Annotated in this window: 16 protein-coding genes and 1 pseudogene; 7 read left to right on the forward strand and 10 right to left on the reverse strand. The window is 43.8% G+C overall.

Features of this window, described 5'->3' with window-relative positions; genetic code table 11:
* Window positions 1-147 precede the first annotated feature (147 nt).
* The 9 genes from DPF91_RS08225 to DPF91_RS08265 all read right to left on the reverse strand — a co-directional run bounded on the left by DPF91_RS08225 (window position 148) and on the right by DPF91_RS08265 (window position 10,032).
* Complete coding sequence (locus DPF91_RS08225) at window positions 148-1,302, reverse strand: glycosyltransferase family 4 protein (RefSeq protein ID WP_117233932.1); 1,155 nt, start codon at window positions 1,300-1,302, stop codon at window positions 148-150.
* Entirely contained in the window at window positions 1,283-2,818 is a 1,536-nt protein-coding gene (locus DPF91_RS08230) for a sigma-54-dependent transcriptional regulator (protein WP_117233933.1), read from the reverse strand. Before DPF91_RS08230 ends, DPF91_RS08225 begins: the two co-directional genes overlap by 20 nt.
* 78 nt (window positions 2,819-2,896) lie before the next feature.
* Window positions 2,897-3,268 carry an Hpt domain-containing protein gene (locus tag DPF91_RS08235; RefSeq protein WP_164684088.1) on the reverse strand — a complete coding sequence of 124 codons (372 nt, stop codon included), beginning with the start codon at window positions 3,266-3,268 and terminating at the stop codon, window positions 2,897-2,899.
* A gap of 157 nt (window positions 3,269-3,425) precedes the next feature.
* The gene (locus DPF91_RS08240) at window positions 3,426-4,139 is read right to left on the reverse strand and encodes a P-loop NTPase family protein (RefSeq protein WP_117233935.1); all 714 of its coding nucleotides are present in this window, start codon (window positions 4,137-4,139) and stop codon (window positions 3,426-3,428) included.
* Complete coding sequence (locus DPF91_RS08245; protein ID WP_117233936.1) at window positions 4,139-6,256, reverse strand: SLBB domain-containing protein; 2,118 nt, start codon at window positions 6,254-6,256, stop codon at window positions 4,139-4,141. Before DPF91_RS08245 ends, DPF91_RS08240 begins: the two co-directional genes overlap by 1 nt.
* Complete coding sequence (locus tag DPF91_RS08250) at window positions 6,246-7,073, reverse strand: OmpA family protein (protein WP_117233937.1); 828 nt, start codon at window positions 7,071-7,073, stop codon at window positions 6,246-6,248. The genes DPF91_RS08245 and DPF91_RS08250 overlap by 11 nt, the downstream gene beginning before the upstream one ends.
* A 42-nt stretch (window positions 7,074-7,115) precedes the next feature.
* On the reverse strand, window positions 7,116-7,484 hold the full coding sequence (locus DPF91_RS08255) for an STAS domain-containing protein (RefSeq protein WP_117233938.1): 369 nt from the start codon (window positions 7,482-7,484) through the stop codon (window positions 7,116-7,118).
* Window positions 7,485-7,776: 292 nt separating this feature from the next.
* On the reverse strand, window positions 7,777-9,483 hold the full coding sequence (locus DPF91_RS08260) for an ATP-binding protein (protein ID WP_117233939.1): 1,707 nt from the start codon (window positions 9,481-9,483) through the stop codon (window positions 7,777-7,779).
* Window positions 9,484-9,492: 9 nt separating this feature from the next.
* The gene (locus DPF91_RS08265) at window positions 9,493-10,032 is read right to left on the reverse strand and encodes a heme NO-binding domain-containing protein (RefSeq protein WP_117233940.1); all 540 of its coding nucleotides are present in this window, start codon (window positions 10,030-10,032) and stop codon (window positions 9,493-9,495) included.
* Window positions 10,033-10,345: 313 nt separating this feature from the next.
* On the opposite strand from DPF91_RS08265, the pseudogene DPF91_RS08270 reads away from it, so the two are divergent.
* The 4 genes and pseudogenes from DPF91_RS08270 to DPF91_RS08285 form a co-directional block, all read left to right on the forward strand.
* Window positions 10,346-12,085, forward strand: a pseudogene (locus DPF91_RS08270) (extracellular solute-binding protein); the annotation flags it as partial.
* 83 nt (window positions 12,086-12,168) lie between these two features.
* Window positions 12,169-13,257, forward strand: coding sequence for a microcin C ABC transporter permease YejB (locus DPF91_RS08275; protein WP_117233942.1), 1,089 nt, complete (start codon window positions 12,169-12,171; stop codon window positions 13,255-13,257).
* Window positions 13,257-14,297 (forward strand): ABC transporter permease, encoded by a 1,041-nt coding sequence (locus tag DPF91_RS08280; RefSeq protein WP_117233943.1) that lies wholly within the window; start codon window positions 13,257-13,259, stop codon window positions 14,295-14,297. Before DPF91_RS08275 ends, DPF91_RS08280 begins: the two co-directional genes overlap by 1 nt.
* 8 nt (window positions 14,298-14,305) lie before the next feature.
* Window positions 14,306-15,937, forward strand: a complete 1,632-nt coding sequence (locus DPF91_RS08285) for an ABC transporter ATP-binding protein (RefSeq protein ID WP_241033789.1) — start codon at window positions 14,306-14,308, stop codon at window positions 15,935-15,937.
* Window positions 15,938-16,015: 78 nt separating this feature from the next.
* Here the strand turns inward: DPF91_RS08285 and DPF91_RS08290 are convergent, their stop codons facing one another.
* Window positions 16,016-17,686 carry a sensor domain-containing protein gene (locus DPF91_RS08290; RefSeq protein WP_117233944.1) on the reverse strand — a complete coding sequence of 557 codons (1,671 nt, stop codon included), beginning with the start codon at window positions 17,684-17,686 and terminating at the stop codon, window positions 16,016-16,018.
* A gap of 428 nt (window positions 17,687-18,114) precedes the next feature.
* On the opposite strand from DPF91_RS08290, the gene DPF91_RS08295 reads away from it, so the two are divergent.
* The 3 genes from DPF91_RS08295 to DPF91_RS08310 all read left to right on the forward strand — a co-directional run bounded on the left by DPF91_RS08295 (window position 18,115) and on the right by DPF91_RS08310 (window position 21,673).
* Window positions 18,115-18,594, forward strand: coding sequence for an RNA-binding S4 domain-containing protein (locus DPF91_RS08295; RefSeq protein WP_117233945.1), 480 nt, complete (start codon window positions 18,115-18,117; stop codon window positions 18,592-18,594).
* A gap of 70 nt (window positions 18,595-18,664) precedes the next feature.
* Window positions 18,665-20,293, forward strand: a complete 1,629-nt coding sequence (locus DPF91_RS08300) for a mechanosensitive ion channel family protein (RefSeq protein WP_117233946.1) — start codon at window positions 18,665-18,667, stop codon at window positions 20,291-20,293.
* 336 nt (window positions 20,294-20,629) lie between these two features.
* A complete protein-coding gene (locus DPF91_RS08310; RefSeq protein ID WP_117233948.1) occupies window positions 20,630-21,673 on the forward strand; it encodes a GMP reductase in 1,044 nt (347 codons plus the stop codon).
* Window positions 21,674-21,778 lie beyond the last annotated feature (105 nt).

Raw genomic sequence — 21,778 nt, forward strand, 5'->3', positions numbered from 1 at the left:
TGACTTTGATTTCTTTCTTAATAGATAAGAGCAAACCAAGTGCCAGTTATAAGCTATTGATATATTTAGGTTTAATTTCTTTTGGTGTTTAATTCTCAAATTGAGATTCAAATCTAGAGCCTTGAAGCAGAAGAAAATCGGATTTGATTAGCTGTGGTATAACTTGAGAACTTGAGGAATAACGGCTTCCGTAGAGAAGTTTGAAGACACGGTATTTCGAGCTGAGCGTTGAATGATATTTAGCTCATTCTGAGAAAGGGATAGATAGGACTGTAACTTTGTTGAAAGAGAGCTCATATCCGATGCAATCCACCCGTTTTTTTGATCTTCGATTAGGTTAACAATTGCGCCAACGTTCAAAGAGAGAATGGGAATACCTCGCGCCATCGCTTCAATGGCCGTCATTGGTAACCCTTCAAAGCGAGAGGTAATCACTAGTAGGTCAATCTCACCCCAACACTGTGCCATGTTGGTTTGAAAACCTGCAAAGCGGACATTGTCGCTAGCAAGGCTAGTGAGTTCATCACGCATATCCCCATCGCCATATAGTGTGAATGTGACTTCAAGGTGTTCTTGGGCAAGCTTGATGAATCGGTCAGGTCCTTTTTCATGACTTAGACGTCCAACAAAGGCGACGTGCTGACGAGTGGTGCCAGTTTGACTCTCAGAAACTAAATCAGGCATCGTAATAAAGTTATTTAGTACGTGACTTTTGGCGGGGACTTTACTTTGTATCGTTTGGCTAACACTTAAGCGTTGATCAGATAAAAAAGCAGAGTAGCGGTCAAGACGGTCGTACCATTTCACTCGGCCGACAGGGGTTTCACCGGCATGAAAGGTAGTAAGTTGAGAGAAGCTCGAACCTAACATGAGTTTACACAGCTTACTGAAAATACTCGCCTTATAACCGTGAGCATGCACAACTGACGGTTGGAAAGTGCGAATCGAAATCAGCAGTTGCTTGAGAGGGCTAGGTAATGGCTTGTTGGAATGAACGGTCACTGCATTCACAGATTGGGTGTAGAGGTCTTCGACATAACTATACGGAATGTCTAGAGCTTTGAGTTTGTCGATTATTGCTGAAGGTTTGCCGTACCTAGCTAACAATACGACTCGAACCTGTTGGTTAAATTGCTTAAGGCCGTTAGCAAGCTCGACCACATGGGTCTCTATTCCGCCATAGGTGAGACTATCGATTAAGATCCATAGCTCACCTTTTGTTCGACAAGCGTTCTGGGTTTCGGAAGAACCCAAATTTGCAGAAGAGCTTGGGGCCAGAGCATCAGCCTTGCAACTGCTCATCTTCCGCTTCCCACTGCTGTTTTTTACGGTAAACCGTTGATGGGCTGAGATCGAGTAATACCGCGGCATTCAACACATTGCCATCGCATGCCTTTATTGCGTTTTGAATGGTTTCACGCTCTACTTGCCACATAGGTTTTATCTTTACGGTATCAACCATCTCGTTGTTATCTGGAGAATGTTGCTGTGGTTCCTCTACTTGAGCTACGGAATCCACACTTGAGTTTGGATTCATACCTTGGCCGAAAGGTTGAGCAGTCATAGCCTCAGGCTGCAGATACACAGGTTCTGGGTTGAGTACTGGCTTTGGCGGCGGGTTGTCCACTTTAGGCGTGGTTTTGACTATTGGTCGATTGAGAGGGGCAGGTAAGTGGCTGATCTCTACTTTGGCTCCGTCGTTTAAAACAACGATATTCCTGACAATATTTTGTAGCTGGCGAACGTTACCAGGCCAGTTGTAGCTAGAAATCACTTTTTCAGCATCGGCAGTGATGCCCGTGAATTTCTTACCATCTTGTTTGGCGTACACCTTCACAAAGTGCTTAGCGAGTGTCGCTATATCTTTGCCACGCTCGCGAAGTGGTGGCATATCGATTGGAATCACGTGCACACGATAATACAAGTCTTCTCTGAATCGGCCTTCTTCAACCTCTTTCAAAGGATCACGGTTGGTCGCACATATAATACGCACATCGACTTTCATTTCTCGGCTTCCACCAAGCGGTGTAAATGTCCCCGTCTGTAAGAAACGCAGCAGTTTTTTCTGCATTTCGAGTTCCATTTCACACAACTCATCAAGGAACAAAGTTCCGCCATTGGCTTGCATTGCAGCACCTTTGCGGTCAGTAGTTGCGCCTGTAAACGCACCTTTTACATGACCGAAGATCTCACTTTCCATGAGGTCACGTGGAATAGCACCACAGTTGATTGCAACAAATGGTTTGTTGGCTCTGTTACTCTCGCGATGAATAGCTTCTGCACAAACTTCTTTACCTGTACCGCTTTCGCCATTAATGAAGACGCTAGCAGTTGTTGGTGCTGCCGATTCAATGATTTTGTAGACTGCTTGCATAGGCAAACTTGAACCAATAAAACCATGGAAGTTATTCCGGTCGAATTTGGTTTCTAGGTTATTGACGAGGTTTTCTAGCTTGGCGCGTTTCAGGTGAAGCTGAACCGAAGTCTTTAAGCGATCGGCTTGAATGGGCTTTTCGAGGAAGTCATCCGCACCTTTTTGAATTAGGTTTACTGCAACATCGACAGAGCCATGCGCGGTTGCAACGATAACAGAGGTAGGGAATTGATTTTCAACGATCCAATCCAGAATTTCTTCACCCGTGGTATCCGGCAGTTTTAGATCGAGAATGACAAGCTGCGGTTGTTGACGCTCTATAAACTGCTTGGCATCACGACCTGTTTCTACATGGAACAGGTCATAGGGTTCATCTTTGACGTATTGTTGATACAGAATGGCTAATGAATTTGAGTCTTCAACCAGTAATACTTTCGGCCTCATACTACTTCCTTGTTCTTACGTTCTTTTTATTAGTTGTTTTTTAACCTAGCGTGACGTGTTGCCTAGGGTGGTGAAAGGCTAGCCCTGTTGCAATCGTGTTTGTATCGCGAGTAGAGCCTCTCGTGACGTCTTAGCAAGTTCTTCGAGTTCGTTTCGAAATGGTAATGCTTCTTGAGGTGCACCATTTAAGCATGAAGCTTCCATTTTGCGTGCAAGCAGCCCCAGCGCGGTTGCGCCCATGGCAAGCGATGTGCTGCCTAGAGTATGAGTTTCGAATTCTAAGGTTTGATAGTCATCGGCATCAATCGCGTTGACGATGTTTTGAGTGCGCAGCTCAGATTCCTCAAGATAGCTTTCGATCAGCATCGGAAGTACCTCTAAGCTCGTATCTTTAATAATTTGTTCAATCGTTTCTTGATTGATGAGATTGGCTTCTGAATTCCCTGCCATGGTTCTCTCCTTCGGTGGATCGTTCAACGAATCAAGTTCTTGTTCTAACTGTAGATCACTTGTGTCGTTTGAGTTCCAAATCTTTCTTACCCATGTTTTTATCATCTTTTTAACACCTTAGTCACTCAATTCTTGTCGATAATGCGAATGTCGTATGTCAAATCGCGTGATGGAATAAAGAATTTTGTTGCATAGCGCTTTTTAGCTTGTTTTTAATCCGATTTGGTAACCATCTAGGGAGTGAGTTAGAAGTTAAAATGGCTTCTAAGAAACTTTGCTGCCGGAAGTGGTTCAGAGCCACGCCAACAAAAGGACAACCGCATGATGAGAGTTGTTCAAGAGAATATTGAACGTCTTCCGATGAACTCAGCCCCCCAGCAACAACGAGTGTCGTAGCATCACAACAACTGGCGATGACGGGAGTTGGGATATTGGCTTGATTGCACTGGGTTAGCGGGGTGGTATCAAATACGATGCGATCATAATTATCCTGCCATTTTATAATACTTCCGCTTAACGATACTGGGTCTCGATAGGGCATCTGATCTGGTCGGCGTATCGGCGCCGAAATGCCAGAAAAAACTTGATGACTCTCAATGTGCTCGACTAACTCGATGGCATTTGATTGAGCTGGCGATGTGAACGAGTCAATAGATACTAAGGGAAATGGCTTGAAGCTTGGGTTGAACAGGTTGAAATCCACATATAGCGTTCGATAGCCAGCTAATAGGTAGCGTTCAGTCAGCGCCATTGCAAGGGATGTTGTTCCTGAGCTTGCCTTGTCAGAGGTCATGCAAATTGACTTACATCCCTTAAGTTCTAAATGGATGAATAACTGCTCAACCTCGGCATGGGTGCTTAAAATAGTCATTACAGCGCTCCTATTAGTACAATGGTCGTAGCAATCTTAAGGACATCATCTAGGCCGCTTCTTGCTTTCTCCATAAAGCTGTCGCGTTGGTGGGGAACATAGATGGTGTCGCCAGCGCGTAACACTGGTAGTTTGCGGAAGTTCGCAGTTTTGCTGAACTCAACTAGGTCGAAGGTGACGGCTTGGCTTTGACAACATGACATGTTCACTACGCTGATTTTCTCTAGGTAAGCTTGCTCGTGTGGACCGCCAGCTTCAGCGAGTAGGTCTAGGATGGTCATGTTGTCATCAAACACGTAACGACCTGGTTTGTTTACGGCGCCTAGAACACGCACCGTTGATTCTTTTGAGCGATCTAACCAGTTTTTGTCTTTCTCTGGGATGTAAATGGTATCACCTGTGGTTACTGAAGGTAGCAGCGACTCATCACCTGTTTCGAAGTAAAGCGATAGGTTTAGCTTGCTTACCTTTGAGTAAGATTTATCGCGGTGCGTAATGCGGATATTGTGGATATCGGCATCTTTAGTTGGCCCATCCGCTGCAGATAGTATGTCTAGGAAATGCATCTCTTTGGTAAAGCGGTAACGACCAGGTGCATTGACTTGACCAAAGACATAGATAGAAGCATCTGAACTCTGGCGAACCCACTGAGATTTGTTGTCAGAGGGATCTTGTGGCAGGTCATGTACTCGAACAATTGAGCCGGCAGAAATATGAGGCAGTTGTGATTTCAGGGCGCCATTTTTAATGAATGCATCCAAATCAAAGACCACAGTCTTACCACCGCTAGTGACGACCTCAATTGTCGTCGTATCTGCGCGAAGTGTCGGACCACCCACGTGTGCTAGTAGGTCCATCAAGTCCATTTCATTAGACCACTCGATACGACCAGGACGAACCACTTCACCAATTACGCTAACGGCGCGGTTCGGTGCAACCTTCAGCCAAGACTTCTCGTTCATGTCTGTTTTTTCAGGGACAAAGATAGCGTCACCTGGTTCGATTTGTGGAGGGCGAGCTCCGGCTAGGCCTTCGGTAAACGCGGTTAGGTCAAAGTTTTGTACACGACCATTGGCCTTGATTACGCGAATCTGACGAGACTCAGCAAAACGGGTTGGACCACCAGCATTAGCTAGAATGTCCATGAAAGTAGCCCCTTTATTGCCTTGGAAAGCACCCGGAGCGGCCACTTCACCCATTACATATACTGTGTTTGAGCCTGATTTGATCTCTTCTTCCATCTTCGGAATAAAGACAGTCGCACCTTTTGAAAGGGTTGGTAGAAGTGATTGGTCGCCACTGTCTAAGTATTTTTTAAGGTTAAATAGAGTCGGAGTGTTGTTTGAGATAACACGGATTTGCTCGACGCTTGCGTAACGAGTTACACCACCTGAGCGCATGATGATGTCAACAAGGTCCATGTCTTCTTTGTAGCTGAATGAGCCCGGCGCATTGACCTCACCGAATACCTTCACCGCTGAGCGTGAGTCGGCGCTGTCACCGGCGTTTGCAAGTTTAGCGGCATCAAATTCTTGCTCGATATTACCCACCATAGGTGATGCTGGAATGAACAGGCTGTCTAAAGACTTCAGCTTAGGCAACGAGTCAGAATTACCTGTGTCTAAAAACTGTTTGTAGTTAAAGACCGTTTTGTCTTTACCGCGTTTAAGTTGCATTTTGTCAAGTTGTGCACCAGCGCGAAGCCCACCAGCGGCATACAATGCCATTTGTACTGTAGCCGTCTCTGGAAGTGTGTACTCCCCTGGGGACTGGACATAACCTTGAACAGAAATCAGGATTTGGCGTTCTGACACATAGATCTTTGCATTAGATACATCTCGAAACGCCTGTTTCAAGCTAGACCTGATAACCTTGTCCAGTTGGTCTTCTTCATATCCTGCTACGTAAACCTGACCGATTTCAGGTAGGTTGATTCGGCCGTTTTTATCGACTTGGAAACCGCGGTTAAGCGTTGGTTCGCCGGGTAGATTGACTTGAACAAGGTCACCAATTTGAACAGGCTTTGCGTTAGCGATTGAAAGGCTAGCTACCCAAAGTACAACGAGAACAAGAGCCAAAATCGCGCGTTTAATTGAGTCGTTTCGTTTAGTATTCATTTTGGCCTCCCTGCGCGCTAGTCGAAACGATGTCGATGCTTACACGGCGATTAGTCAGTTTTATTGCGGCGGTCTCCCCTTCAAAAAGGGGTAATGACTCACCGACAGAGTGAGTATGGATACGTGATGGTGCTAGTCCAAATATCGTTAGGTAACGCTCTACTTGTTTGGCGCGTCCCATCGCTAGTTGTTGGTTGTATTCAGCACTACCCGCCATGTCGGCATGGCCGGTAACGTTTAGGTTAAGTTGAGGGTGTTCCTTCAGAATATTCGCTGCTTCAGCTAGATGTCCCATGTATTTGGGGTTGATTTCTGTTGAATCGATAGCGAATTGGTTATCGACGTTCAGTAGAGCGACAAGTTGTTCGATAACCGCAATCTCGCTTTGTAGCTTGTTTTGGTTTGGTGGGTCACAACGAGTTTGGCTAGTTACGTAATCGAGTTGTTGTTCCAGCTTAGTTAGGTTCTTTCTCAAAATGACAAGATCATTAGCAGCGTCTAATAACAGGTTTCCTTCAAGCTCTCGGGCAATACGGTTCTCTTTCGTTTTAGCTTGTACAACTGCGGCAGGAAAACACCATTCTGCTCCCTCACGAATCAGACTATCTAGTTGAAGGCGAGCAAGCTGCCAATCGAAGCGCAAGCCATGTTCAGGACCTAATGGTTCGTCAGGCATGACCGGTGAAAAGTCTGCCATCGCTGTGTACTCACCAAGACCACCTTGCCCTTCATCTGGGTAGCTTGTACAGCCACTTCCAAGAAGAGCTAAGGCAATCGCTAATGTAGATAGTTGAGTTTTGTTTTTTATATTTTTCATAAATCTTTACCTAGCCAAACCGAAACATCTAGTGAGCGTTGATTAGTGAGTCAACTCAGCCATATGTGGCTCGCGAGTTTTGCTCTCAGTCGTTTCTGAAACGCTGTTTAGTGGGATTGCTTGGCCGATACGCAGCAGGTTCATCATTTTTAGCGGTTGCCCGTGGGCATGTTCAATACGCATTGCTCGGTCGGTTTCGACGAGACGTTTGTATAGATAAACAATGGCGCCGATGCCTGAAGAATCGAGAAACTCAACGTGCTCTAGGTCAATCTCAATCTCAGGATGGTGGTCGTTACTCAGAACATCATCGATCGTGATTTGAGCTTGTTTGCTTGATGAAGCGTCAAAGTCGCCAATTACGGTAAGAGTGAGTAGCTGTTCATTTGTATCGATTTTGCGCAGTTCCATAATGTTTACTCCGTTTCTTGGATATGGTTACAACGTGTAGTCATAACTTTCTTTCAAGGTATACAGAGCAGGGAATGTGCCAGAAAATAAATCATTAAAATTCAATTGTTTAAGATGTATTCTCAAATTGAGAATTTGCTATTCTTATTATGAGAAAGGTTTCAATAGGTGGTTTTTCGATTTGAGATTTGAGAAGAAAAAGCGAGATTCCCTATCTTCGTTCGTGAACTCACTGGAGATAATAGGTGGGTAATGACAGTGTCCAGTTTATGGTAGTAAGGGGCAGGGAGTGCTAGGCACTCCACTTTAGCAGGACAGATTTTAGGTCATCTGCTGTATAGGGTTTAGTGAGGATGTCATCCATACCACACTCGATACACTTTTCGCGTTCCGAGAGCGTGGTCCCAGCAGTTAAAGCAATGACGGGGTTGGTAAACTGTCGATTACGTAACTCTACAGTTGCTTCAAACCCATCCATTTCTGGCATACGACAATCCATGAATATTAGGTCGTAATCCCTTGCATCAGCGGCTTGCAGTGCTTCAATACCATTAGCCGCGATGTCTGCGCTAATGTTTAACTTATTGAGCATTTCACGAATGATGACTTGATTCATGCGAATATCATCGACTACCAGAATCGCTAAGTCTTCAGAAAGAGAGAGCACTTTGTTTTTAGCGCTTGAATCAGAAATCTTCTCTGATTGTTTGACCGCTTTAAGTGGAATCGTGCCAGAGAACTCTGTCCCAACCCCCTGTTGACTTTGAAGCTTAATTTCGCCACCCATGAGCTGGATAAGTTGTTGGCAGATTGCTAACCCTAAACCAGTACCTTCATAGTTCCTTTTACTCGAGCGATCAGCCTGTGTGAAAGGTTGGAATAGCTTGCTTTGAGACTCTTCATTAATGCCAATACCAGTGTCTTTGACAGAAAAAGTGAGGTACTCACTCTGCCAATCAAGTGACACCATCACCGATCCTTGGTCAGTAAACTTAATCGCGTTACCAATGAGGTTAACGAATACTTGTGTAATCCTTTCAAGGTCACCTTCGAGAGTAGGTGGTACGGATTCAGTCGTAGATATATTAAATAGCAGTGCTTTCTCTTGAGCCTTATGCTCAAAGATACTATTCAATGTGCTTAATAATGATTTGAACTCAAACTCACTTGGGATTAGCTCAAACATACCCGAGTTAATCTTACTGAAATCGAGTAAGTCGTTGATGATGGTACGAAGCAGCTCGCCTGATTGAGACAGATTGCTGACTAACACTTCTTGTTCGTGAGTAAGTGAGGTTTCCCCGAGTAGTTCTGAACTACCGAGTAAACCATTCAGAGGGGTACGCAGCTCATGGTTGATCATGGCTAGGAAATCTCGGGTTGAACGTTCGGATTCCTCAGCAATCTTTCGTGATTCGATATTTCTTAAGATGATATGTTGTCGGTTGATTGCGCCACACAATAGCTCAGCGACTAGCAAAATAGCGCGTTCTACAAATTGAAGGTCGAGGTCGTGATTGCTTACCTCGATTCTTAAATTACCTAACTTTTCACTGTTGATCGTTAAAGGTATATGTAGTGTTCTGTCTTTCCATCCTGGCTGCGGCTCTTGGTTATCCCAGTTTTCATTACCGAAATACTGATTGCTTAAACCGAGAGCCAAGCTTGGGTGGATGTTTAAGTTACAGCGAGAAATTAGACTGTTCTGCGTGAGCTTTTGGGCAAAGTTATCGAGCAAAATATCATCAAGGTTCTTGTTTAAGAACACGCGGCCAAAGTGGATGAGTAAGGCATCAATTTGCTGCTGAAACTCAAGCTTTATGAGGTTCTCTGCAGAGCTCTTTTCAAGCTGAGCAATAGCAAGTTCAAGTTTCTGATTGGCTTCGAAAAGGGCAAGGCTCTTTTGCTCAAGTAGTTCTTCTGCTTGTTTACGTGACGCGACTTCGCGCGCCATCTTACGAAGTAGCGCCTTGTTTGCGGGAGTATCGTTGCTGCTCATAAGCGTTTGCTAAACTAGGTTGACGATAAACTTCACTTCACTACCACTTTCATTGAGTGATTCCATCTCGATGTCGACTTCTTGGTTAAAGTGCTTAGCACAACCTTTGATCAAGCCAAAACACACATGCGACATACAGCGTGCACTTTTGTAGTTCATTACCAGCTTTGACTCTGTTTCTGAAATGAACTCAAAACGAGGAGGCTCTGCATCAGGGTATAGCTTTTTCACCTCTACATGAATGTATTCTTCAACATGACGAATAAACTGAAAACAGCTATCACTTTTCACTAAACTTGCTTTTTGGGGAATCGTACGTAGTAAATTGAGGAAAACTGTTTCACCAAATACCTCTTGCAGTTTCTCGGCCGGGATATCGGTTGTCTTGCTCAGGTTGACGATGAGTTTGACCAAGGCGTGATGGTCGTAACTACCCACCGAGGTATAGATCCCTTCGTCGTTCGAAGCTTCGAGTACCTGGTCCAAAACTTCGAGACCAAAGTTAGATTCAACCAGCTCCATAAATTCTGTAAAAATGATGCCCTTCATATTTAGCGCTCTCCATGCGGTTTATTGCTACAAAGCTTAACTTACATTGTTAACTTTGTCTTTACATCTCAGTATTGAATAACAAGATAGGGATAGCAATGATTAGATTTAAAATAAACACTCGTTTACAGGATAAATTTATTAGTTATTACATGATGTTAGATTTTTCTCTATACTGATTAGAATTACCTTTCAAATGGACTTCTAGGGGAACTTGATGGGAAAACTCAAGACATTGGCCTTCAGTGTAGGCCTAGTATTCACCTCCAGCTTTTCGCTTTCACTTCAAGCGGCAGATGTAGAAGTTGTCGCTGGCACCACATTGGTTGGATTTGGTGAAGCGAAATACGCCGCTGATTTTGCTCATTTCGACTACGTAAATCCGCAAGCACCTAAGGTAGGGAAAGTAACATACGGGCAAATCGGTACTTACGACAATTTCAACCGTTATGCGTCTCGCGGTGCAGCTGCACAAAGGACGGGTGAGTTGTACGATACATTGATGGCATCACCAAGCGACGAGATCGACTCGTACTATCCACTCATTGCTGAAAAGGTTCGTTACGCATCTGATTACTCTTGGTTAGAAGTGGATATTAACCCGAATGCTAAGTTCCATGATGGTGTGTCAATTACCGCTAAAGATGTCGCGTTTACCTTCGACAAGTTTATGACGCAAGGTGTTCCTCAATACCGTGTTTACTATAAAGATGTTAAGGCTGTAACTGCCGTATCAGAGTTAACTGCTCGCATTGAGATGGAAGTACCGAATAGAGAAAAACTCTTCAGTTTAGCGCAAAATATGCGTGTACTACCTGAGCATTACTGGAAGGATCAAAATCTCGCAGAACCATTAGATACGCCACCCGTTGGTAGTGGTCCTTACAAAGTTTCCACCTATAAACCGGGTCAGAGCGTGACCTATGAGCTAGATGAAAACTACTGGGCGAAAGACCTGCCAGTGAATATTGGTCGCAATAATTTCAAGCAGATCCAATACGACTACTACCGTGATGAAACGGTAATGTTAGAAGCTTTCAAGGCAGGTGAGTTTGATATTCGTATCGAAAGCTCTGCTAAATTTTGGGCGACCTCCTACGTAGGCAAAAACTTCGATAATGGTTTCATTGTTAAGGAAGAGATTGGCCATCAAGAACCTCAATCGACTCAAGGGTTTGTATTTAATACCCAAGCCGAGGTGTTCAAAGATATTCGAGTGCGTGAGGCCTTAACCTACGCAATGGATTTTGAGTGGATGAACAAGAACATGTTCTACGACCAATACACCCGTTCACGCAGTTACTTCCAAAATACGGAATACGAAGCGAAAGGTTTGCCAACAGAAGGTGAGCTTAAGATTCTCACCCCTCTTAAAGAGCAAATCCCTCCACGAGTGTTTACCGATGAATACCAACCACCAGTGACGGATGGGTCGGGTCGAATTCGCTCACAAATGCGTACAGCCTTTAAGCTTCTTAAAGAGGCAGGGTGGGAGCTTAAGAATAAAGTCATGACCAATGTTGAAACCGGTCAGCCTCTCGAGTTCGAAATGCTCATCTACAGCCCAACGACAGAACGTATTGCGATTCCAGTGCAAAAGAATCTAAAGTCGATGGGTATTACGATGAAGATTCGTAGCATAGATACGACACAGTATCTTAAGCGCTTGAGAGATCGTGATTTCGATATGGTGTCGTCATCTTATTCTGCGAACGCATACCCGAGTCCGAACCTGATGATTGTTTGGAACAGTAACTTCATTGATAGTACGTATAACACGGCTGGAGTGATGAGCCCTGCAGTTGATGCGCTGACACAACAAATCACCGAGAACCAGCAAGACCCAGAGATGCTTCTTAACCTAGGGCGATCACTGGATCGTGTGTTGCAGTGGAACTTCTACATTATTCCTCAATGGCACCTGAACAAATATCGTGTTGCGATGTGGGATAAATTTGAACGTCCTGCGGTCCAACCGACGTATGACCTAGGGGTTGATACTTGGTGGATCTCAGAAGAGAAAGCCTCCAAGCTACCTGAGAAGCGTCGCTAACCATTAATAATTTAATCAAAGGCTACAATTAGGTAGCCTTTTAACTCGTTTCAACAATCAAATCACAACTCAAAAGGAATTGGATGGCTGCTTATATTTTCCGCCGACTCTTGCTAGTCATTCCCACATTGTGGGCAATCATTACAATCAATTTCTTCATTATCCAAATTGCCCCTGGTGGGCCAGTCGAACAGGCTGTTGCTCAGATGGAGGGGCTAAACTCTGGCATCATGGAGCGTTTTTCTGGTGGCGGCCAGGAAGTGGAATTGAGTTCCAGTGATGAGGGAGCTGTGAGTGGCTATAAAGGCTCTCGTGGTTTAGATCCTGAAGTGGTTGAAGAGATTAAGAAGCAGTTTGGTTTTGACAAGCCACTCCATGAGCGTTATTTCGATATGTTGAAGAACTACGCCATGTTCAATTTTGGTGAGAGCTTGTTCAAAGGTGGGGATGTTATTGATCTGATTGTCGAGCGATTACCCGTCTCTATTTCACTAGGTTTATGGAGTACTTTGATTATTTATCTGGTTTCCATACCTCTGGGGATTATGAAAGCGATTCATCATGGCTCGCGTTTTGATATCTGGACCAGTGCGTTGGTGATCGTTGGCTACGCAATTCCTGGCTTCTTGTTCGCGATTATCCTGATCATCCTATTTGCCAGTGGTAACTACTTCAGTTGGTTCCCGTTACGTGGCTTGGTCTCCTCTAACTTTGATCAACTCGTATGGTATGAGCAAATCATAGATTACTTTTGGCACCTTGCACTGCCCACTTTTGCGATGGTGATTGGTGGCTTTGCAACTTTGAGTATGCTGACGAAAAATTCATTTCTTGATGAGATTAACAAGCAATATGTGGTGACGGCTCGAGCGAAAGGCTTGGATGAAAAGAGCATTCTCTATAAGCACGTTTTCCGCAATGCGATGCTGATTATTATTGCAGGTTTTCCAAGTGCATTTATCAGTATCTTCTTCACAGGTTCAATGCTTATTGAGGTAATGTTTTCCCTTGAAGGCATTGGCTTATTAGGCTTCGAATCAACGATCCAACGTGATTATCCTGTGGTATTCAGTTCACTTTATATCATGACGCTACTGGGCTTGGTGCTTAGTATTATTTCGGATCTTACCTACACCTGGGTTGATCCTCGCATTGATTTTGAGGCGCGTTAATGGTGTTTAACAAAAATAGAAACAGAAACCCAATTGTAGAAGCGCGCTGGTTACGTTTTAGGGCCAACAAGCGTGGCTTTTGGTCGCTATGGATCTTTTCAATACTGTTCGTTTTGAGCTTGTTCGCAGAATTTATTGCCAACGACAAACCTTTGTTGATTCAATATGAACAAGGTTATTACTTTCCAATTTTCAACCAATACACGGAAACGGAGTTTGGTGGCGAGTTCGAAACCGAGGCTGACTATACCGACCCATATGTGACAGAGTTGATTGAAGAAAAAGGCTACATCATTTGGCCGTTAATTCGTTTCAGTTACGACACCATCAACTACAACATTGGCGGCCCTGTACCTTCTGCGCCGAGCAGTGATAACTGGTTAGGTACTGATGATAAGGGTAGAGATGTAATGGCTCGAGTCATCTACGGTTTCAGGATCTCTGTATTATTTGGATTTATCCTGACCATCATATCTAGTGTTATTGGTGTTGCAGTTGGAGCGAGTCAAGGCTACTACGGCGGTTGGTTAGACTTGATGGGGCAACGCTTCATTGAGGTGTGGTCCGGTATGCCGACGCTTTTCTTGCTCATCATCTTGTCGAGTTTTGTTGAGCCAAACTTCTGGTGGCTGCTGGGTATTATGGTCGCTTTCAGTTGGATGAGTTTAGTTGGGATTGTTCGTGCTGAGTTCTTACGTTGCCGCAATTTTGATTATGTTAAAGCAGCTCATGCGCTAGGTGTAGAAGACAGGCGTATTATGCTACGTCACATGTTGCCCAACGCGATGGTCGCCTCTCTCACTATGATGCCATTTATTCTTTCTGGTTCGGTGACAACTTTAACCTCATTAGATTTCTTAGGCTTTGGTTTGCCTGCGGGTTCACCATCACTAGGTGAGTTGCTTGCACAGGGTAAAGCAAATTTACAGGCACCATGGCTAGGTTTCTCAGCCTTTGCTGTCCTTTCTATTATGCTCACTTTACTGGTATTTATTGGTGAAGCAGTGCGTGATGCCTTTGACCCACATCAGCAGGGGTAAACTTCAATATGACACAAGAAAACCTCATGCAGAATGATTCCCAACAAGTACTTTCGATAGATGGTTTATCCATTGGTTTTAGTCGTAAAGATCTGGCTTTGGGTAAAACGGTAGTGGAACCGGTGACTCATGGTGTGGATCTTTCCATCCACAAGGGAGAAACCTTAGCGCTGGTAGGCGAGAGTGGTTCTGGTAAATCAGTTACCGCCAATGCAATCCTAAAACTACTACCCAAAGGCTCTGCGAATTATCTAGCTGGCTCCATTCACTTCGATGGTATTGATATGCTTAAGTGTTCGGAGCGTAAGCTGCGCGGTATTCGTGGTGGGCGCATCGGGATGATCTTCCAAGAGCCGATGGTATCTCTCAATCCACTGCATAAAATTGGTAAGCAACTAGTAGAGACGCTAGCGATTCATCGGGGAATGAGGCAAAGAAAGGCTGAAGAGTACGCGGTAACTTGGTTGGAGAAAGTGGGCATAAGAAATCCGAAGCAAAAGATTAATGCCTATCCTCACGAACTATCAGGTGGTGAAAGGCAGCGTGTGATGATTGCAATGGCACTGATTAATGAGCCAGAACTGTTGATTGCTGATGAGCCGACCACTGCTTTGGATGTGTCTGTTCAAGCGCAGATATTGGATCTACTTAAATCATTGCAAGCCGAGATGGGAATGGCAATGCTGTTCATTACCCACGACCTTAGTATCGTTAAGCGAATTGCCGATACTGTTGCTGTGATGAAGGATGGAAGACTAGTAGAGAAAGGTGAGTGCCAAGCCCTGTTTAACAATCCACAACATGAATACACCCAAACGCTGATTAACTCTGACCCCAAAGGCGAGCCAGTCCCCGTTGCTCAAGACTCCGAAAAGCTACTCTCGGTTGATGAGCTTAAAGTCTGGTTTCCAATTACAGGTGGTTTGTTTAAACGCACTATCGACCATGTAAAAGCGGTCACCGATATGGCATTTGAGCTCAAGAAAGGCCACTCGATTGGTCTTGTAGGTGAAAGTGGTTCAGGAAAATCGACAACGGGTATGGCGATTCTTCAGTTGGTCAACAGTGAAGGCTCAATCAACTATCAAGGCAACGAGTTACAAGGTCTTGACCGTAAGGCTATGCTGCCATATCGACACAAGATGCAAGTCGTTTTTCAAGACCCTTTCTCAGCATTGAATCCAAGAATGTCAGTTGCACAGGTAATTGGAGAAGGTGTTGTTGTTCACAAGAACTTATCAGATCACGAACTTGACGATTCGATTTGTGAGGTGATGAAAGAAGTTGGGTTAGATCCCGATACACGTCATCGTTATCCGAATGAGTTTTCAGGTGGTCAAAGGCAACGTATTGCGATCGCTAGAGCACTTATCCTAAAGCCTGAGTTCATTTTGCTTGATGAGCCAACCTCTTCTCTGGATAGAACTGTACAAGCTCAAGTGCTAGACCTCTTAAAGTCCCTTCAAAGCAAATACGGTTTGACTTATTTGTTTATTAGCCATGATTTACACGTAGTGAAATCTCTGTGCCACTACACCATAGTAATGAAAGGTGGGGAAATAGTGGAGCAAGGGGAAACAGCAATGCTATTCTCGCAACCAAAAGAGAGTTATACACAAACGCTTGTGTCTTTATCTTAGTGCTGCGACTTCACGATCATTGTGATAAAAAGAAACGGCGATGTACGGATTACATCGCTGTTTCATTAAGCATTCTTATTAGAGGGTGTAGCTACTTGCTGAAGCTTTTGAAAGAGGTTTCGAGAACCAATAGCCTTGTAAGAAGTTAGCACCAAGTTCTTCAAAAATGTGGAACATTTCTGCAGTTTCAATGCCTTCAATTACGACATAGACTCCGCGAGCGTTACACATCTTGATTAGAAATTCGATATATTCACGAGGAGTTTCTTGCTTCTCTGCCTTCCATGCCATGCTCTTATCAATCTTGATTTGATTCAATGGCAGTTCGAAGAAGGTATTAAGTGAGCTATGGCCAGCGCCAAAATCATCAAGTGACAGATTAAAACCGAAGCTTGCGAGTTTCTCTAACTGTTTTTTACCGTGTGGATTGTCGTCCAAAATAACGGTTTCAGTTAACTCTATAACGATTTGGGAAGGGGCAAGTTGCTCGGTATCAGCAATCATCTTTATGTTCCCAGGGAAGTTGGGGTTAAGAAGCTGTAATACCGATACATTGACGTTAACCTTCACCTCAGATTGGTGGAGGTCATTGTATTGTTTTATGAACTTACACGCTTCTTCAAAGATGACATATCCCAAATCGATGATTAATCCTTTTTTTTCAGCAACAGGGATGAACTCATCGGGATAAATCTCTCCGTATTGTTCGCTGCGCCACCGCGCTAATGACTCAAAGCTAGATACAGTATTGGTTTTAGCACAAATAATAGGCTGAAACTTGGCGTGAACCTCACCGGTAGTCAGAGCTTGTTTAAGCTGCTGTTCAATGTAGAAAAAACGGTCGATGCTTTGCTGCACATTAGCGTTAAATACTTCTAGGTTGTTGTCATTCTTTTCTTTAGCGTACTCACACGTACGTGACGCGATATGGATGATATCCGTAGCGCTTGTTGTGTCGTTTGAAAACGGGTACACGCCAATGCTCATCTCATTGCCATACATATGGCCTAGCTCAGCAGAGGATTCGCGATAATAGTTAATCAGTTGGTAACAAATAGCAGCAAGCGATTCGTCAGAATATTCTCCTCGCAAGAGAATCGCGAAGTCGTCGGTGCGTACACGATAGAAGGTTCCATTATCTTGTGAAAGGGCATCAAAACTGTGTATTACTTGATAAAGAACATCGTCGAGTATGCTCGAGCCGAATTGGTTGATATACGATCGAAGATTTTCAATCTGAATATAGATCAACGCGTACTGATTTTGGCTATCTTCTAGAGCGGTATTTATATCAACTTGTAGCTTGTGTCGGTTGCTTAGGCCTGTTGCTGAGTCGCGATAAGCCGCCTCGTTGATATAGTTCTCCATCTTTTTGGTTTCAGTGATGTTCTTATGGCTACCAACCATGTAGCGACCTTTGTCTGAATCGACAATAACACCAGTACCTTCAATCCAAATGTACTCACCAAGTCGGTTACGAATACGGTACTGCTTCACTGCTCGACGCTTATCTACATCGATATGATCTTTGACCTCTTGTTTAAAGGTCGCTTGGTCATCTGGGTGAACAAGCGCGATCCAATGATCAAGAGATGTGTTATCCAAGTCCAGATCAAACATCTTGTAGAACTCGGGATTCTGGAAAGACATTCGGTCTTCAGTATCGAGGTAGAAAAGTCCTTGATTAAATACGTCGAAGATATGATGGAAGTGATCATCAAAGATAGCATCGAATTGTTGCTTGTTCATTAGCTACACTCTCCTTTGTTACCTTGAGAGCGCACTAACGCTGTGCTCATATCGAGTACTAAATCTAACATTCCAAAATGTAGGTTGATGTCTAACTGCATGACATTCCTATAAAGTAGCTTTCAACAATCATAAGCAAGCAAGTGTAAGGAACTAGCGTTCTAAGATCCTAATCATACCCCGGTATAAACGCACAACGGTATGTGTATTATGATTCTAATGCCACTTGTTTTAAACATAATAACTTCTTATAAAAGTGGTTATCTCAATCACATAATGCGTAGCTGAGATGAATAATTATTCGATATCGGTCAGTTTTTGTAAACAACGTTGTCAGTTGCATATTGCAAATTATTTTTCGCTTAAACATGGCACTGCGGAATCTGAAGACATACAATACCGACATCAAAAATAATTACAGCATTACTATGAACGAAGAATATGACGATTTCATTGATGAAGGTGATGAAATCGAGATTGAAGCCATTGGTATCGAAGTTTCTTCCCATCCAATCGAACTCTATAAGGTCTTTAAGATTGCCAACCTAGTGGGCGGTGGTGGTGAAGCCAAACACTTTATTTCTGAAGGCTATGTTGCCGTCAATGGTGAACTCGAAACTCGTAAGCGCCGAAAGATGTACGATGGTGACTTCTTCGAATTTAATCAAGAGTACTATGTTGTCGTTTGTGACCAGCCTGTTAGCGAGCCTGAGGCATCGAAGCCTAAGAAAGAAAAAGAGGCAGCATCAAAGAAAACTGCGAAACAAACAACAAATAACAAGAAAGCAGCGAAAAACCCTTCGAACAAGAGCAAATCTAAGAAGGGCAAAGCATTTAAGCAAGAAGCGAAGAAGTCATCACCAGAACGTGATGCGAAAAGCGGCCGCCAATCGATCGATTTTTTCTAACATCTCTCAATAAATGTAAATAAAGTGTGCTAAATTTGTAAGGTACAACAATACCTTATAAGGATATACGATGAAGCGAATTTGGCACGCTCTGTTTACCTTGCTGTTGCTATTCACTGCAACAGCCCACTCCCAAACTGATGTCGACAAACTGTTGGCAACCCAAAACAAACTCACTGAAAACTTCACCACATTAGAATCGAAAGAGGGCATTGAAAAGCTCTTCGCAGAAGATGTGCTACGTCGTAAAAATGATGCGCTACGTATCGAAATCTCTGCGGCAATTGCTGGTGGAGGAGACTCAGAGAAGCTGAACCAAGTTCTTATTCAGCAAACTGAGCTGCTTAGTAATCTATTAAAAATGGGTGGCGAAGATGCATCAAAAATTGCCAAAGCATCTCGTGAGGCAAGTGGTGATGAACAGAAAGAACTCGAGATAAAGGTTCTTGATCGACTGCGCAATATGGACGTGTACTACCAAGAGCTCGCAGAAACGATTCAATGGTCCGAATCTCGTTCTTTAGATGTTTCAATCATCAAGCAAGAGTTTACATCAGCACTAGAAACACGCTCTGAGCAACTATTGAATGTGTATCTATTTACTGATACACAAATACAGAATGCTTCAAGCCGCCTCAAGAACATCAGTGAAGAAGATAAAGCGGCAGTGATGGCGACGATAACACGCCTCGCTGAACAATCTGCTGTGATGTTGGCGAGCTTAGAAACAACGGTAAACATCATGGAAACATTCTCCCTTGATGTGACCGACTACAAACAGCTTCTGTTGACCTCTACTGGTGACATTAATGCCGATGTTTTGGATTATGAGGTTGCATTGGGGTTGCTTGATGAGTGGATGACGGTCTTCTATGACTGGGCGTTTGAGAACACTCCGTCAATTATCGTTAAACTCATCGTATTTGTGGTCATTATTTATATCACTAGAGTATTGGCTCGCTTGGTGTCTAAAGCTGTGAGAAAGAGCGTGTCTCACTCAAAAATGGATTTTAGCGTCTTGATGCAAGACTTCTTTGTTTCCATGGCTTCAAAAGCGGTGTTCTTTATTGGTCTACTGATTGCACTATCACAAATTGGCATTAACCTAGGCCCTCTGCTCACGGGTTTCGGTGTAGCCGGTGTGGTAATTGGCTTCGCATTGAAAGATACCTTATCTAACTTCGCATCAGGTGTGATGATCCTTATCTATCGTCCGTTCGATGTTGAGGATTTGGTGTCTGTATCTGGTATCACTGGTAAAGTGCGAAATATGAATCTGGTGTCGACGACTATTAAAACCTTTGATAACCAGCGTCTTATCATTCCAAACAACAAGATCTGGGGTGATGTGATCAATAACGTGACAGCAGAGAGTGTTCGCCGTGTCGATATGGTGTTTGGCATTAGCTACAGCGATGATATCGATAAAGCAAAAGCGATTCTTAACTCAATTCTCGATGAACACCCATCAGTGCTTAAGCGTCCTGAGACTACGGTGAAGTTGCACACACTGAACTCATCATCAGTAGACTTTGTTGTGCGACCTTGGGTTAAGACCGACGATTACTGGGATGTTTATTGGGATGTGAATGAAACAGTGAAGAAACGCTTTGATGAAGAGGGCGTATCAATCCCATTCCCTCAACGCGATGTACACATATACAATCACAATGAGAACGCAGTAGAAGATAAATCTTAGTTCTATAAAGATTTCAAGAAGACAAAGCCTACAAATTTATTTTGTGGGCTTTTTTATTAGTTACTTACGCAATGAGAGAAAAATTAATCACTTTAATAACAGTGATTTACAAAGATATTAGGGTAGGAGAGGTACGTAATGTTTGGCTTGGTTTAGCTTTAAGCAAACGTTTAAATTGTGAATTTATGCTTGCGAAAACCAAATCACTGCCTATAATGCTGAAAACCGGAGCGTCTGCCAACGCTCCGGTTTTTTTGTGTCCGAAACTCAGTAAAGCGTCTGCCAACGCTTACCGAAAACGCACGACACGTAATATTGATTACAGGACAAATTATCATGCGTATCGAACAAGAACTTAAGTTAGGTTTTAAAGATGTACTATTCCGCCCAAAGCGTTCTACTCTTAAAAGCCGTTCTCAAGTTGAATTAACCCGCGAGTTTACATTCAAGCACAGCGGCCGTCAATGGTCTGGTGTACCTGTAATTGCCGCGAATATGGATTCGGTTGCAAGCTTCGAAATGGCAGCGGCTCTAGCAGAGCATGACGTAATGACTGCAGTACATAAGCACTACACAGTAGAGCAGTGGGCAGATTTCGTTAAAGGTGCTGACAAAAAGACACTAAACAATGTATTCGTTTCTACTGGTACGTCTGAAGCTGAGTTTGAGAAAACTAAGCAGATCATGGCGCTATCAGAAGAACTGATCTTCATCTGTATCGATATCGCAAATGGCTATTCTGAGCACCTTGTTGAGTACGTACAAAAAGTACGTGCTGAATTCCCTAATAAGGTTATCTCTGCAGGTAACGTAGTTACTGGCGATATGGTTGAAGAGCTAATCCTTGCTGGTGCAGATATCGTTAAAGTTGGTATCGGCCCAGGTTCAGTATGTACAACACGTGTTAAAACTGGTGTTGGTTACCCGCAACTTTCTGCAATCATCGAGTGTGGTGATGCTGCACACGGTCTTGGCGGCATGATCATCGGTGACGGTGGTTGTTCTTGTGCGGGCGACGTTTCGAAAGCGTTCGGTGGCGGTGCTGATTTCGTAATGCTTGGCGGTATGCTAGCAGGTCACGAAGAGTCAGGCGGTGAAGTGGTTGAGCAAGACGGCAAACAATTCATGAAGTTCTACGGCATGTCTTCTCAGTCGGCTATGGACAAGCACTCAGGTGGTGTGGCTAAGTACCGCGCAGCTGAAGGTAAAACTGTACTTCTTCCATACCGTGGCTCTGTTCACGGCACTATCTCTGACATCCTTGGTGGTGTGCGTTCAACGTGTACATACGTAGGTGCAGCAAAGCTTAAAGAGCTAACTAAGCGTACTACTTTCATCCGTGTACAAGAGCAAGAGAATAACGTATTCGGTAAAGAATAATCTGATTATTATCCGGAAATTGTTGAAACAACCATAAATTGGTTGATTCTACAGAAAATGATTTCTGTTAAGAGCCGCTTTTTAGCGGCTCTTTTTTTGCCTGAA

The organism is Vibrio maerlii (genome assembly GCF_003415655.1).
Classification (GTDB): domain Bacteria; phylum Pseudomonadota; class Gammaproteobacteria; order Enterobacterales; family Vibrionaceae; genus Vibrio; species Vibrio maerlii.